Source organism: Escherichia sp. TW09308 (assembly GCF_000208565.1).
In the GTDB taxonomy this organism is placed as follows: Bacteria; Pseudomonadota; Gammaproteobacteria; order Enterobacterales; family Enterobacteriaceae; genus Escherichia; species Escherichia marmotae.
In genome coordinates this window covers 3,055,266-3,070,662 of record NZ_AEME01000001.1, presented here as the reverse complement: position 1 = coordinate 3,070,662, position 15,397 = coordinate 3,055,266, and the positions used below count along the sequence as shown (strand labels likewise).

General features: G+C 50.0%; 13 protein-coding genes. 8 read left to right on the top strand and 5 right to left on the bottom strand.

The window, feature by feature from the left end; all coding sequences use genetic code 11:
* The first annotated feature begins 46 nt into the window (after nt 1-46).
* The gene (locus tag ESM_RS0114540; RefSeq protein WP_010378971.1) at nt 47-619 is read left to right on the top strand and encodes a glycine cleavage system transcriptional repressor; all 573 of its coding nucleotides are present in this window, start codon (nt 47-49) and stop codon (nt 617-619) included.
* Nucleotides 619-1,089 carry a thioredoxin-dependent thiol peroxidase gene (gene bcp, locus ESM_RS0114535; RefSeq protein ID WP_001068673.1) on the top strand — a complete coding sequence of 157 codons (471 nt, stop codon included), beginning with the start codon at nt 619-621 and terminating at the stop codon, nt 1,087-1,089. The genes ESM_RS0114540 and bcp overlap by 1 nt, the downstream gene beginning before the upstream one ends.
* 65 nt (nt 1,090-1,154) lie before the next feature.
* Here the strand turns inward: bcp and ESM_RS0114530 are convergent, their stop codons facing one another.
* Nucleotides 1,155-2,216: an AI-2E family transporter gene (locus ESM_RS0114530; RefSeq protein ID WP_000892035.1), complete on the bottom strand. Its 1,062-nt coding sequence runs from the start codon at nt 2,214-2,216 to the stop codon at nt 1,155-1,157.
* Between the two features lie 212 nt (nt 2,217-2,428).
* On the opposite strand from ESM_RS0114530, the gene bepA reads away from it, so the two are divergent.
* Both bepA and arsC read left to right on the top strand, forming a co-directional pair.
* Nucleotides 2,429-3,892, top strand: coding sequence for a beta-barrel assembly-enhancing protease (bepA, locus tag ESM_RS0114525; protein WP_000489687.1), 1,464 nt, complete (start codon nt 2,429-2,431; stop codon nt 3,890-3,892).
* 20 nt (nt 3,893-3,912) lie between these two features.
* The gene (gene arsC, locus ESM_RS0114520; protein WP_000166463.1) at nt 3,913-4,272 is read left to right on the top strand and encodes an arsenate reductase (glutaredoxin); all 360 of its coding nucleotides are present in this window, start codon (nt 3,913-3,915) and stop codon (nt 4,270-4,272) included.
* Between the two features lie 137 nt (nt 4,273-4,409).
* Here arsC and ESM_RS0114515 read toward each other — a convergent pair whose 3' ends face one another.
* From ESM_RS0114515 to upp, 3 genes are all read right to left on the bottom strand, one after another.
* Nucleotides 4,410-5,111 (bottom strand): DnaA inactivator Hda, encoded by a 702-nt coding sequence (locus tag ESM_RS0114515; protein WP_001307333.1) that lies wholly within the window; start codon nt 5,109-5,111, stop codon nt 4,410-4,412.
* Nucleotides 5,112-5,206: 95 nt separating this feature from the next.
* Nucleotides 5,207-6,496 carry a uracil permease gene (gene uraA, locus ESM_RS0114510; protein WP_010378964.1) on the bottom strand — a complete coding sequence of 430 codons (1,290 nt, stop codon included), beginning with the start codon at nt 6,494-6,496 and terminating at the stop codon, nt 5,207-5,209.
* An 85-nt stretch (nt 6,497-6,581) separates the two neighbouring features.
* Complete coding sequence (gene upp / locus ESM_RS0114505) at nt 6,582-7,208, bottom strand: uracil phosphoribosyltransferase (protein WP_001295473.1); 627 nt, start codon at nt 7,206-7,208, stop codon at nt 6,582-6,584.
* A gap of 324 nt (nt 7,209-7,532) precedes the next feature.
* Between upp and purM the strand changes: the two genes are divergently transcribed.
* The 4 genes from purM (at nt 7,533) to ppx (ending at nt 12,992) form a co-directional block, all read left to right on the top strand.
* The gene (gene purM, locus ESM_RS0114495; protein WP_001516867.1) at nt 7,533-8,570 is read left to right on the top strand and encodes a phosphoribosylformylglycinamidine cyclo-ligase; all 1,038 of its coding nucleotides are present in this window, start codon (nt 7,533-7,535) and stop codon (nt 8,568-8,570) included.
* A complete protein-coding gene (gene purN, locus ESM_RS0114490; protein ID WP_001028606.1) occupies nt 8,570-9,208 on the top strand; it encodes a phosphoribosylglycinamide formyltransferase in 639 nt (212 codons plus the stop codon). Before purM ends, purN begins: the two co-directional genes overlap by 1 nt.
* A gap of 171 nt (nt 9,209-9,379) precedes the next feature.
* The gene (gene ppk1 / locus ESM_RS0114485; protein WP_001516868.1) at nt 9,380-11,446 is read left to right on the top strand and encodes a polyphosphate kinase 1; all 2,067 of its coding nucleotides are present in this window, start codon (nt 9,380-9,382) and stop codon (nt 11,444-11,446) included.
* A gap of 4 nt (nt 11,447-11,450) precedes the next feature.
* Nucleotides 11,451-12,992: an exopolyphosphatase gene (ppx, locus tag ESM_RS0114480; protein WP_001121375.1), complete on the top strand. Its 1,542-nt coding sequence runs from the start codon at nt 11,451-11,453 to the stop codon at nt 12,990-12,992.
* Nucleotides 12,993-13,036: 44 nt separating this feature from the next.
* Here ppx and ESM_RS0114475 read toward each other — a convergent pair whose 3' ends face one another.
* The gene (locus ESM_RS0114475) at nt 13,037-15,280 is read right to left on the bottom strand and encodes a bifunctional diguanylate cyclase/phosphodiesterase (RefSeq protein WP_000772787.1); all 2,244 of its coding nucleotides are present in this window, start codon (nt 15,278-15,280) and stop codon (nt 13,037-13,039) included.
* Nucleotides 15,281-15,397 lie beyond the last annotated feature (117 nt).

Below are 15,397 nucleotides of genomic sequence, written 5' to 3'. Positions count from 1 at the left end.
TATGCTTTCCTTAAGAGCTACTCTCCCCCTTGAAGGAATAACCGGTTTGACACTGTCATCGCAACATTATCTGGTGATTACTGCTCTGGGTGCCGATCGCCCCGGAATTGTGAACACTATCACCCGTCATGTCAGTAGTTGCGGCTGTAATATTGAAGACAGTCGCCTGGCGATGCTGGGAGAAGAGTTCACTTTTATCATGCTGCTTTCCGGTTCATGGAACGCAATCACCTTGATCGAATCAACGTTACCGTTGAAAGGTGCCGAGCTGGATCTGTTAATCGTGATGAAGCGAACGACGGCTCGTCCGCGTCCGCCGATGCCAGCATCTGTCTGGGTTCAGGTCGATGTAGCAGACTCACCACATTTAATTGAACGCTTTACCGCACTTTTTGACGCGCACCATATGAACATTGCGGAGCTGGTGTCTCGCACGCAACCTGCTGAAAATGAACGCGCTGCACAACTACATATTCAGATCACAGCCCACAGCCCGGCGTCTGCGGATTCAGCAAATATTGAACAAGCCTTCAAAGCACTATGTACAGAACTCAATGCGCAAGGCAGTATTAGCGTCGTCAATTATTCCCAACATGATGAACAGGATGGAGTTAAGTAATGAATCCACTGAAAGCCGGTGACATCGCACCGAAATTTAGCTTGCCGGATCAAGACGGAGAGCAAGTTAATTTGGCCGACTTCCAGGGACAGCGTGTTCTGGTTTATTTCTACCCGAAAGCCATGACCCCCGGCTGTACCGTACAGGCCTGCGGCTTACGCGATAACATGGATGAGTTGAAAAAAGCCGGTGTTGATGTGCTGGGTATCAGCACTGATAAACCCGAAAAACTCTTCCGTTTCGCGGAAAAAGAGCTGCTCAACTTTACGCTTCTGTCTGATGAGGATCACCAGGTGTGCGAGCAATTCGGCGTCTGGGGAGAGAAGTCCTTCATGGGCAAAACCTACGATGGTATTCACCGCATCAGCTTCCTGATCGACGCTGACGGCAAAATCGAACATGTATTTGACGATTTCAAAACCAGCAATCACCACGACGTAGTGATTAACTGGCTGAAAGAACACGCCTGATTACTTTGCTCCATTCCGTGCTGGCTGCGCTTGCGGCCAGCACATCTCACATTCCGGAATGAAGGTTAATCTTGTGCGATTTGGCCATCGGGCCAGGCATGAATCACCGCTTTAATTAGTGTCGCCAGAGGAATGGCGAAGAATACGCCCCAGAATCCCCACAGCCCACCGAAGATCACCACCGATAAAATAATCACCAGCGGATGCAGGTTGACCGCCTCGGAGAACAACACGGGAACTAACAGGTTACCGTCCAGCGCCTGGATAATCAGATACACCGCAAAGCAACTCCAGAATTCAGTGCCTGCTCCAAACTGGAATAGCGCCACCCCCACTACGGGAATAGTCACCACAAAAGCACCGATGTACGGGATAAGCACCGAGAAGCCGACCAGTACCGCCAACAGTAGTGAATAGTTCAGCCCGAAGAGTAAAAAACCCAGCCAGGTGGCTATCCCCACCACGATCATCTCCAGCACTTTACCGCGAATGTAGTTGGTGATTTGCTGGTTCATTTCCTTCCAGACCTGACCTGCCAGCCCACGGTTACGTGGTAGCACCCGACGAACGGCATTCAGCATTTGCTCTTTGTCTTTTAGCAGGAAGAAGACCATCAGCGGCACCAGCACCAGATAGACGGCAATGGTCAGCAATCCCACCAGCGAGGCGAGAGAGATTTTCACCACCGAATCGCCCATTGTGAGCATCCGACTGCGCATGTTGTCGGCCATCGCATCAATGATGCCCGCATCCATCAACGCCGGATAACGTCGCGGCAACGTGGCGGCAAAATCGGAAAGTTTATTGAGCATCCCCGGCATATCGCGGATTAAGTAAATACCCTGCTGCCAGGCAATAGGCAGTACCACGAATGCCATCAGTAGCAGGATGCCAACAAACAGAACCAGCACAATCGACGTCGCCCAACGGCGGGAACAGCCAATAGATTGTAGGCGGACGGTCGGCCATTCCAGCAAATAGGCCAGCACAATAGCCACCAGCAACGGCGCGAGTAGGCCACTAAAGAAAAAGATAATGCCAAAACCGGCAACTAAAATAACCAGCAAGGCAATCGCTTCCGGGTCGCTAAAACGGCGGCGATACCATTGCATCAACATTTCGAGCATAAAGACCTTCCCTGAACCTCAAGAGCGGGATTGCGATCCGCAATTGTATCGAAATGTCACAAAAAAGACTTCGCTTTTTATGACGGATTAAGGAAACTGAAAAGCCATTTGAGTGGGCTAATCTTCGTCGTTACACTCAAAGGCAGTGCGGTGGGAACGATATTTCACAGTATCGGTCAAATGACTATCTCCAGAAATACAGGACAGAGGTTATGTTCAGGCAGTTGAAAAAAAACCTGGTTGCTACCCTCATTGCTGCCATGACCATCGGTCAGGTAGCCCCGGCGTTTGCCGACAGCACAGACACCTTGCCGGATATGGGAACCTCCGCGGGAAGCACGCTTTCCATTGGTCAGGAAATGCAGATGGGCGACTATTACGTTCGCCAGCTACGCGGTAGCGCACCATTAATTAATGACCCACTGTTAACACAATATATTAATTCGTTGGGGATGCGCCTGGTTTCACATGCCAACTCAGTGAAGACGCCGTTCCATTTCTTTCTGATCAATAACGACGAAATTAACGCCTTTGCTTTCTTTGGCGGCAACGTGGTGCTGCACTCTGCCCTGTTCCGTTATTCCGATAACGAAAGCCAGTTGGCTTCGGTTATGGCGCACGAAATCTCCCACGTCACCCAACGTCACCTGGCGCGAGCGATGGAAGATCAGCAGCGTAGCGCACCACTGACCTGGGTTGGCGCGCTAGGTTCTATTTTACTGGCGATGGCCAGCCCGCAGGCGGGGATGGCGGCGCTGACCGGTACGCTGGCGGGAACACGCCAGGGGATGATCAGTTTCACTCAGCAAAACGAACAGGAAGCAGACCGTATTGGTATCCAGGTGCTGCAACGCTCGGGGTTCGATCCGCAGGCGATGCCGACTTTCCTCGAAAAATTGCTCGATCAGGCGCGCTACTCTTCGCGTCCGCCAGAAATTTTGCTGACGCACCCGTTACCGGAAAGCCGTCTGGCAGATGCCCGTAACCGTGCTAATCAGATGCGCCCGATGGTGGTGCAATCGTCAGAAGATTTCTATCTGGCGAAAGCCCGCACACTGGGGATGTACAATTCCGGGCGTAACCAGCTCACCAGCGATTTACTGGATGAATGGGCGAAAGGTAACGTCCGCCAGCAGCGCGCGGCGCAGTATGGTCGTGCTTTGCAGGCGATGGAAGCCAATAAATACGACGAGGCGCGGAAAACGCTTCAGCCATTACTGACGGCAGAACCAACGAATGCATGGTTTCTCGATCTGGCAACCGATATCGACCTTGGGCAAAACAAAGCCAATGACGCGATCAATCGGCTGAAAAATGCTCGAGATTTACGCACCAATCCGGTGTTGCAGCTCAACCTGGCGAATGCTTATTTACAAGGTGGTCAACCACAGGAAGCGGCCAATATTCTGAATCGCTACACCTTTAATAATAAAGATGACATTAATGGCTGGGATTTACTGGCACAGGCGGAGGCCGCGCTAAATAACCGCGATCAGGAACTGGCTGCGCGAGCAGAAGGTTATGCGCTCGCCGGGCGACTCGATCAGGCCATTTCCTTATTGAGTAGCGCCAGTTCGCAGGTGAAATTAGGCAGCCTGCAACAGGCCCGCTATGATGCGCGTATTGACCAGTTGCGCCAGTTGCAGGAACGCTTTAAGCCTTATACCAAGATGTAATTCGCATTAAAGGAAGAACAATGACCAAACAGGTAAAAATCTACCATAACCCGCGCTGTTCAAAGAGCCGTGAAACGCTGAACTTGCTGAAAGAAAACGGCGTAGAGCCTGAAGTAGTGCTCTACCTTGAAACCCCCGCTGATGCGGCAACGCTGCGTGATTTGCTGAACATGCTGGGGATGAACAGCGCCCGTGAATTAATGCGCCAGAAAGAGGATCTTTATAAAGAGCTGAATCTGGCTGACAGTTCGCTTAGCGAAGAGGCGCTGATTCAGGCGATGGTGGAGAATCCGAAGCTGATGGAACGCCCGATTGTGGTCGCGAATGGCAAAGCGCGCATTGGTCGTCCGCCGGAGCAGGTGCTGGAAATCGTGGGTTAAGATGTACCCCTTCGGTAGCTAAGGCATATTGCCGGATGCGACGCTTGCCGAGTCTTATCCGGCCTACAAATACAATGAACTTGATTCGAGTAGGTCGGATAAGGCGCTCGCGCCGCATCCGACAATAAACGTCCCGTTTACAGCTTCAAAATCTCTTTCACAAACGGAATGGTCAACTTACGTTGCGCGGTAATAGACGCGCGATCCAACTGATCCAACGTCATAAATAGCGTGCGCATCTCTCTGTCGAGTCGCTTCAGCAAGAAACGTCCCACATCTTCCGGCAGTTCAAAACCACGCAAACGAGCACGTAACTGTAGCGCCTGCAACTTATCTTCATCAGAAAGCGGCTGCAATTTGTAGATCTGCCCCCAGTCGAGACGAGACGCGAGATCAGGTAATCCCAGATTCAACTGGCGCGGAGGGCGATCGCCGGTGATCAACAACCGCGTTTTGCCCGACTCCAGAATCCGATTGTAGAGATCGAAAATCGCCATCTCCCACAACTCATCGCCAGCAATACACTCAATATTGTCGATGCAGACCAGCGACAAATGCTCCATACCGTCGAGCACTTCCGGGACAAACCAGGTGCGTTTATCCAGCGGGACATAACCCACCGCATCGCCACGCTGCGACAATTCCGCGCAAGCCGCGTGCAGCAGATGGCTGCGCCCCGCGCCTTCGCGTGCCCAGAGATAAATGTAACCGCTATGTTCCTGACGCAGCACATTTTGCAGCGCGGCCAGTAGAGAGGAGTTATCCCCCGGCCAGAAACTTGCAAAGGTTTCGTCGTCAGGAAGATAAAGTGGCAAAGAGAGCTGTGCCGGTGTGTTCAGAGATACCTCAACCAGGGATTCCACAAAATCGCGAGAAGTTTACCACAGAATTCCATTATGTTTGAACCGGGCAGCAACACTGCCCGGTCTGTACATTATTTATCTGTTATATCCGCGTCTTCTGCGTCCAGCACCACTTCTTCAGGGCGCAGCACGCTAATCAGTTTGAAGATCAGGCTTAAGCCGATACCGACGATAGTCGCCAGCGCCATGCCTTTCAGCTCCGCCGCGCCGATGTTTACCTTCGCGCCACTGACGCCGATGATCAAAATAACAGAAGTCAGGATCAGGTTCTGAGCTTTGTTGTAATCCACTTTCGATTCAATCAGCACACGAATACCAGAAGCACCAATCACGCCGTAAAGCAGCAGTGAAACGCCGCCCATCACCGGCAGAGGGATCATCTGGATAGCGGCAGCCAGTTTACCAACGCAGGAAAGCAGGATGGCGAAAATCGCCGCGCCGCCGATTACCCATGTACTGTATACGCGGGTGATCGCCATAACACCGATGTTTTCCCCGTAGGTGGTGTTTGGTGTGGAACCAAAGAAACCGGAGATCACGGTCGACAGACCGTTAGCGAACATCGAACGATGCAGGCCCGGATCGCGCAGCAGATCTTTCTTCACAATGTTAGCCGTTACGACCAGATGCCCCACGTGTTCGGCAATCACCACCAGCGCCGCTGGCAGAATAGTCAAAATAGCAAACCACTCGAAGCGCGGTGTATAAAGGGTTGGCAGTGCAAACCAGTGAGCGTTAATAATCGGCGTGGTATCGACGATCCCCATCGCAAAGGAGAGCGCATAACCCACCAGCACGCCAATCAAAATCGGGATAATCGCCAGGAAACCACGGAACAGCACGGAACCTAAAACCGTGACTGCCAGGGTGGTAATAGAAATGATGACGGTTTTGGAATCTGGCGTTTGCCCTTCAGTCGGGAGTAAGCCAGCCATACCGGCAGCTACGCCTGCCAGCTCCAGACCGATGACGGCAACGATCGCGCCCATTGCTGCGGGCGGAAACAGGACGTCCAGCCAGCCGGTTCCCGCTTTCTTCACAATAAAAGAAACCAGGCAGAACAGCACGCCGCACATAATAAAGCCGCCCAACGCGACTTCATAACCCAACGGCAACAGTAACAATACTGGAGAAATAAAGGCAAAGCTGGAGCCGAGATAAGCCGGGATTTTACCTTTACAGATGAAGAGATACAGTAGCGTTCCGATACCGTTAAATAACAGTACGGTCGCCGGGTTAATATGAAATAAGACGGGCACCAGGACGGTTGCACCAAACATGGCGAACAAATGTTGCAAACTAAGCGGGATTGTCTGTAAAAGTGGCGGTCTTTCACTCACCCCGATAGCACGGCGCGTCATAGTATATTCCTCTGTATTATGTGTTATAGGCGCTTTACTCAAAAAAAAGCCGACTCTTAAAGTCGGCTTTAATTATTTTTATTCTTTATTTTGTACCAAAGATTTTGTCACCGGCATCACCGAGACCCGGAATAATGTATCCGTGCTCATTCAGCCCCTGGTCAATCGATGCGGTATAAAGCTCAACGTCCGGGTGCGCTTTTTCCAGCGCAGCGATGCCTTCTGGAGCTGCCACCAGCACCAACACTTTAATGCTGCTGCAACCTGCTTTTTTCAGTAGGTCAATGGTGGCGATAACTGAACCACCGGTTGCCAGCATTGGGTCAACGATCAGCGCCATACGCTCATCGATGTTAGACACCAGTTTCTGGAAGTACGGCACCGGCTCCAGTGTTTCTTCATTACGGTACATACCGACTACGCTGATACGCGCACTCGGAACGTTTTCCAGAACGCCGTCCATCATCCCCAGACCGGCACGCAGAATCGGCACTACGGTAATTTTTTTACCTTTAATTTGGTCGATTTCCACCGGGCCGTTCCAGCCTTCGATGGTTACTTTTTCAGTTTCGAGGTCAGCGGTCGCTTCGTAAGTCAGCAGGCTACCCACTTCGGAAGCGAGTTCGCGAAAGCGCTTGGTGCTGATATCTTGCTCACGCATCAGTCCCAGCTTGTGTTTGACGAGTGGGTGTTTGACTTCCACGATCTTCATACTCTTTCTCCTTTGAGGGGCAGCCACAAAAAAAATCGACGGATTATACCGCCTTTCTTCAAGGCGGCAATATTATTTTCGTTGATTTTAGTCAAACCCATAGAAAATTTAGATAAATACATTTAACATTCAAATAGTTAAAAAAGATAATTATCCTGGCAATAAATCATTCGTTGCCTCTGCTCGCGCATTTTTTCACCTCTCGCTCAGCAAAAAGGGGGTAAAAAAGGTTGTGTAAAGCAGTCTCGCAAACGTTTGCTTTCCCTGTTAGAATTGCGCCGAATTTTATTTTTCTACCGCAAGTAACGCGTGGGGACCCAAGCAGTGACCGATAAAACCTCTCTTAGCTACAAAGATGCCGGTGTTGATATTGACGCGGGTAATGCTCTGGTTGGAAGAATCAAAGGCGTAGTGAAGAAAACGCGTCGCCCGGAAGTGATGGGCGGTCTGGGCGGCTTCGGTGCGTTGTGTGCGCTGCCGCAAAAATATCGCGAACCCGTGTTGGTTTCCGGCACTGACGGCGTAGGCACCAAGCTGCGTCTGGCGATGGACTTAAAACGTCACGACACTATCGGTATCGATCTGGTCGCCATGTGCGTTAACGACCTGGTGGTGCAAGGCGCTGAACCGCTGTTTTTCCTCGACTATTACGCAACCGGAAAACTGGATGTTGATACTGCCTCATCGGTGATCAGCGGCATCGCGGAAGGGTGTCTGCAATCGGGCTGCTCGCTAGTGGGTGGCGAAACGGCAGAGATGCCGGGGATGTATCACGGCGAAGATTATGACGTAGCTGGTTTCTGTGTTGGGGTGGTAGAAAAATCAGAAATCATCGACGGTTCGAAAGTCAGCGACGGCGATGTGCTGATTGCTCTCGGCTCCAGCGGCCCGCACTCGAACGGCTATTCGCTGGTACGCAAAATTCTTGAAGTCAGTGGCTGCGATCCGCAAACCACTGAACTCGACGGCAAACCATTAGCCGATCATCTGCTGGCCCCAACCCGTATTTATGTGAAATCGGTACTGGAGTTGATCGAAAAAGTGGATGTGCACGCCATTGCGCATCTGACCGGTGGCGGCTTCTGGGAAAATATTCCGCGCGTATTGCCGGAAAATACCCAGGCAGTGATTGATGAATCCTCCTGGCAATGGCCGGAAGTATTCAACTGGCTGCAAACGGCAGGCAATGTCAGCCGCCATGAAATGTATCGCACCTTCAACTGCGGCGTCGGGATGATTATCGCCCTGCCGGCTCCGGAAGTGGACAAAGCTCTCGCCCTGCTCAATGACAACGGTGAAAACGCGTGGAAAATCGGTATCATCAAAGCCTCTGATTCCGAACAACGCGTGGTTATCGAATAATGAATATTGTGGTGCTTATTTCCGGCAACGGAAGTAATTTGCAGGCAATTATTGACGCCTGCAAAACCAACAAAATTAAAGGCACCCTACGGGCAGTTTTCAGCAATAAGGCCGACGCGTTCGGCCTTGAACGCGCCCGCAAAGCCGGTATTGCAACACATACGCTCATCGCCAGCGCGTTTGACAGTCGTGAAGCCTATGACCGGGAGTTGATTCACGAAATCGACATGTACGCACCCGACGTGGTCGTGCTGGCCGGTTTTATGCGCATTCTCAGCCCGACGTTTGTTTCTCACTACACCGGGCGTTTGTTGAACATCCACCCTTCCCTACTACCAAAATATCCCGGTTTGCATACCCATCGCCAGGCGCTGGAAAATGGTGATGAGGAACACGGCACATCGGTGCATTTCGTCACCGATGAACTGGACGGCGGACCGGTTGTTTTACAGGCAAAAGTCCCGGTATTTGCAGGTGATACGGAAGATGAAATCATCGCCCGCGTGCAAACCCAGGAACACGCTATTTACCCACTGGTAATTAGCTGGTTTGCCGATGGGCGTCTGAAGATGCACGAAAACGCCGCGTGGCTGGATGGTCAACGCCTGCCGCCGCAGGGTTACGCCGCCGACGAGTAATGCCCCCGTAGTTAAAGCGTCAGCTCTACCGTTGGCGCTTTTCAATTCCCTTGTAAATCGCAAGCTCCAGCAGTTTTTTTCCCCCTTTTCTGGCATAGTTGGACATCTGCCAATATTGCTCGCCATAATATCCAGGCAGTGTCCCGTGAATAAAACGGAGTAAAAGTGGTAATGGGTCAGGAAAAGCTATACATCGAAAAAGAGCTCAGTTGGTTATCGTTCAATGAACGCGTGCTTCAGGAAGCGGCGGACAAATCTAACCCGCTGATTGAAAGGATGCGTTTCCTTGGGATCTATTCCAATAACCTTGATGAGTTCTATAAAGTCCGCTTCGCTGAACTGAAGCGACGCATCATTATTAGCGAAGAACAAGGTTCTAACTCTCATTCCCGCCATTTACTGGGCAAAATTCAGTCCCGCGTGCTGAAAGCCGATCAGGAATTCGACGGTCTCTACAACGAACTGCTGCTGGAGATGGCGCGTAACCAGATCTTCCTGATTAATGAACGCCAGCTCTCCGTCAATCAACAAAACTGGCTGCGTCATTACTTTAAGCAGTATCTGCGTCAGCACATTACGCCGATTTTAATCAATGCTGACACTGATTTAGTGCAGTTCCTGAAAGATGATTACACCTATCTGGCGGTGGAAATTATCCGTGGCGATACCATCCGTTACGCGCTGCTGGAGATCCCATCAGATAAAGTGCCGCGCTTTGTGAATTTACCGCCGGAAGCACCGCGTCGACGCAAGCCAATGATTCTGTTGGATAACATTCTGCGTTACTGCCTTGATGATATTTTCAAAGGCTTCTTTGATTACGACGCGCTGAATGCCTATTCGATGAAGATGACCCGCGATGCCGAATACGATTTAGTGCACGAGATGGAAGCCAGCCTGATGGAGTTGATGTCTTCCAGCCTGAAGCAGCGCTTAACCGCAGAACCGGTACGTTTTGTTTATCAACGCGATATGCCCAGTGCGCTGGTTGAAGTGTTGCGTGAGAAACTGACCATCTCCCGCTACGACTCCATCGTACCCGGCGGCCGTTATCACAATTTTAAAGACTTTATTAATTTCCCCAATGTCGGCAAAGCCAATCTGGTGAACAAACCACTGCCGCGTTTACGTCATATATGGTTTGATAAAGCCCAGTTCCGCAACGGTTTTGACGCCATTCGCGAACACGATGTGCTGCTCTATTATCCTTATCACACTTTTGAGCACGTGCTGGAACTGCTACGCCAGGCCTCGTTCGACCCAAGCGTACTGGCGATTAAAATTAACATTTACCGCGTGGCGAAAGATTCGCGCATCATCGACTCGATGATCCACGCCGCGCACAACGGTAAGAAAGTCACCGTGGTGGTTGAGTTACAGGCACGTTTCGACGAAGAAGCTAACATTCATTGGGCGAAGCGGCTTACCGAAGCGGGAGTACATGTGATCTTCTCTGCCCCGGGGCTGAAGATTCATGCCAAATTATTCCTGATTTCGCGTAAAGAAAACGGCGAAGTTGTGCGTTATGCGCATATCGGAACCGGGAACTTTAACGAAAAAACGGCGCGCCTTTATACCGACTACTCGCTGCTGACTGCCGATGCGCGTATCACCAACGAAGTACGGCGAGTGTTCAATTTTATTGAAAATCCATACCGTCCCGTGACATTCGATTATTTAATGGTGTCACCGCAAAACTCTCGTCGCCTGCTGTATGAAATGGTAGACCGCGAGATCGCCAACGCTCAACAAGGGCTACCCAGCGGTATTACCCTGAAATTGAATAACCTGGTCGATAAAGGTCTGGTTGATCGTCTGTATGCGGCCTCCAGCTCCGGCGTGCCGGTGAATCTGCTGGTGCGCGGGATGTGTTCACTGATCCCTAATCTGGAAGGCATTAGCGATAACATCCGTGCTATCAGCATTGTCGATCGTTACCTGGAACACGACCGGGTTTATATTTTTGAAAATGGCGGCGATAAAAAGGTTTACCTGTCCTCCGCCGACTGGATGACACGCAATATTGATTATCGTATTGAAGTGGCAACGCCACTGCTCGACCCACGGCTGAAGCAGCGGGTACTGGACATCATCGAAATTCTGTTCAGCGATACAGTCAAAGCGCGTTATATCGATAAAGAACTCAGTAATCGCTACGTTCCCCGCGGTAACCGCCGCAAAGTACGGGCGCAGTTGGCGATTTACGACTACATCAAATCACTCGAACAATCTGAATAACCCTATGCCAATACACGACAAATCCCCTCGTCCACAGGAGTTTGCTGCGGTCGACCTTGGTTCAAACAGTTTCCACATGGTCATTGCCCGTGTGGTGGATGGCGCAATGCAGATTATTGGTCGCCTGAAACAGCGTGTGCATCTGGCGGACGGTCTGGGGCCAGATAATATGTTGAGTGAAGAAGCAATGACGCGCGGCTTAAACTGCCTGTCGCTGTTTGCCGAACGCCTGCAAGGATTTTCTCCTTCCAGCGTCTGTATTGTTGGGACCCATACGCTACGTCAGGCGCTGAATGCCACTGACTTTCTGAAGCGAGCAGAAAAGGTTATCCCCTACCCGATTGAAATTATCTCCGGTAATGAAGAAGCACGTCTGATTTTTATGGGCGTGGAGCATACCCAACCGGAAAAAGGCCGCAAGCTGGTTATTGATATTGGCGGCGGCTCAACGGAACTGGTGATTGGCGAAAATTTTGAACCCATTCTCGTGGAAAGCCGCCGAATGGGTTGCGTCAGCTTTGCCCAGCTTTATTTCCAGGGTGGCGTCATCAATAAAGAGAATTTTCAGCGCGCACGCATGGCAGCGGCGCAAAAACTGGAAACCTTAACCTGGCAATTCCGGATTCAGGGCTGGAACGTGGCAATGGGCGCTTCCGGCACCATTAAAGCCGCCCATGAAGTGTTGATGGAAATGGGCGAGAAAGACGGGATTATTACCCCGGAACGTCTCGAAAAACTGGTGAAAGAAGTTTTACGCCATCGTAATTTTGCATCGCTTAGTTTACCGGGCCTTTCCGAAGAACGGAAAACCGTATTTGTCCCTGGACTGGCAATTTTATGCGGTGTGTTTGATGCCTTAGCTATCCGTGAACTGCGGCTTTCTGACGGTGCGCTACGCGAAGGCGTACTTTATGAAATGGAAGGCCGTTTTCGCCATCAGGATGTACGTAGTCGTACCGCCAGCAGCCTCGCCAACCAGTATCACATTGACAGTGAACAGGCACGGCGGGTGCTGGAAACCACCATGCAGATGTACGAACAGTGGCGGGAACAACAACCGAAGCTGGCGCATCCGCAACTGGAAGCCTTGCTACGCTGGGCCGCCATGCTGCATGAGGTCGGGTTAAATATCAACCATAGCGGATTGCATCGCCATTCGGCCTATATCCTGCAAAACAGCGACTTACCGGGTTTTAATCAGGAACAACAATTGATGATGGCGACGCTGGTACGCTATCACCGTAAAGCGATTAAGCTCGACGATCTGCCGCGCTTTACGCTGTTTAAGAAGAAGCAGTTTCTGCCCTTAATCCAGCTATTGCGCCTTGGCGTATTGCTAAACAACCAACGTCAGGCAACCACTACCCCACCGACATTAACGCTGATTACCGATGACAGCCACTGGACTCTGCGTTTTCCGCATGACTGGTTTAGCCAGAACGCGCTGGTTCTGCTTGATCTGGAAAAAGAGCAAGAATACTGGGAAGGCGTGGCTGGCTGGCGGTTAAAAATTGAAGAAGAAAGCACGCCTGAAATCGCGGCTTAAGATGAAATGAAAACGGGCCAACATGTTATGTCGGCCCCAATAAATTACGCGCTTTCCCGGACAGGTTCTCTTTCATCCAGCATATCCACTAACAGTTGCGGTTCACCAATCAAAAAGCCTTGCAGGTAATCAATACCCAAAGAATGAACCGCCTGGCGAATCTCTTCATTTTCAACATATTCCGCAACCACTTGCATTTTCTTCATTCGCGCCAGATGACAAATTGACGCCACTATCTGGTAATCCAGACTATTCGAGACAATATTGCGTATGAAGCTGCCATCAATTTTTAATAAATTGGCATTCACATTTTTTAGCCGCGCATAACTGGCATAGCCGGTGCCAAAATCATCAATTGCAATTTGGCATCCTAACTCCTGAAGATGCTGCAACGTATTCTGTGCCTGTTTAACATTGGTCAGGATATTACTTTCTGTTACCTCAAAAATAAGCTGCCACGCTTCTATTTGATATTTAGCTAAAAAATGACTGACGTTCAAAGGAAAATGCGCCTGACAAACGGAAGTTGGCGACAGGTTAATAGCAAATCGGCGGGCAGGCATTTTTTCTCTATTTTCCGCCATAAATTGCAGTGTATGTTCGATGACCCACATGTCGATGCTGGACGATAAGCCAAATTCATGCGCAACCGGTAAGAAATTGTCAGGATTGATGAGTTCATCGTTCTCTCCTTTCATGCGCAGCAGAATTTCATGATAGACATCACCACGCACCCCAGTAATCGGCTGGGCCATCAGGCAAAACTGGTTATGCTCAAGCGCCTGCTGTAGCCGATTCATCATCGCCACTTTGTCTTTTAATTCCCGTTGTAAATACATTGCCCCACGACGTTGCATATTTTCCGGGGTATTGGTCACGATGGAAAGTTCGGCAACCGTATTTAACTCCCCGAGCAGGAGGTATATATGATTAACCGGTGAGCGGACATAGCAATAACTAACGCCAATCTGAGGTTGTAACGGCATTCCATCCCAAAAGAAACGAAACTGCTTCAGATGGTTATCCAGCGCGGTAATGCGCTCCTGGTGTGATTCTGTATTCAATCGTAACGCAAGGTCGTTGCCGGAAAGCTGATAAACAGATTCGCCCGGCTCCAGCAATGATGTCAGCCAGTGTGAAATTTTTTGTTTATATTGAATGCGTAGCATGATGCCATAGTTCTTTACCAGCATTTCCATGCCTGGGATGCGTAAATAACATAGCACGGACCAGGGTGCATCGCGCAGCGCGCGGTTCAGGGCGCGAATATTTGGCAGATGAACAACCGGGTCCACATAGGCAAGCCGTTGAATGCGTCTGACCACCGCTCGCTGACGGGTTGCCAGTACAGCCATATAATTGACAATAAAAGAAAAAACTAAATAACTGGAGGAAGTTATGGTCAGTTGCGTGGTATATCCTGGATAAAGGGGAATGTAATTCTGATAGCTGTGAATACTGATCATCAGCACTACCGCCCAGAGCAGCGATATAAACTTATAGCCGTAGCGCATTGCTCCCCACATCATCAGCGGCAACAATAACGATAACGTATAGTTGGTGCTAAAAATTGTGCTTTTTTCATTTAACGGCATACATAACAGCAACAGCAACGTACCTAAAGCCAGTAACCAGATCGCAAATTCTTTTTTGGTCACTTTTCTGTCAACCTGCTGTTTTAACTGCGAATAATAGCTACGTAAATAAAGTGGATTTCGCACCACCCGAATGATGAAATAGCACAGCGGGACACCGATAAGATTACCGACCAGCAGGGCCTGATAATTGATTAAGGTTCCAAGGTTAAAAGGCATGACGCCTACCAGATTTTCTTTGCTCGCCAGTAATCCTACAAACGCCGCAAACTGGAAAAGCACCAGGAACAACGTTGCAGGAAAAAAAATCTGCCAAAAAATTCGCTGGGAAATTAAGCGGGTATCGCCATGTGAAACGTTGTTACGCCGGGGAGTAAAGACCCTGTAACCGCCCCAACAAATAATAATAATGATAATAAAATTAGCCGTTAACGAAAGCGTTTCGTAAAGGCCAAGCTCCGCATACTTACGAACAAAAATGCCTAATGCTATACCCGGTAATGCTGCCCAGCCAAAAAACATCATCATGCTGATCATCAGAGCCAGGGGCAGATAAAAGAGAAATACTTCACCAGAGGAAATATGCGCGAAAGTATTTATTTGTGCGAAAACAGGTAAAATTAAAGAAGGCAGGATCAGCGGAAGCCCCCACCATTTATCACGTATTTTTATATAAGTTGCATTCAGTTTCATAGATGCTCAGCAGAATCCCCCACATCCTGAAGGGGTGTATTCAGACAGGCATCCCACCTGACTTCGAAAGATGATTACTCATCGCTATAGAGGACATTGATTCTAAGTGTCATATGA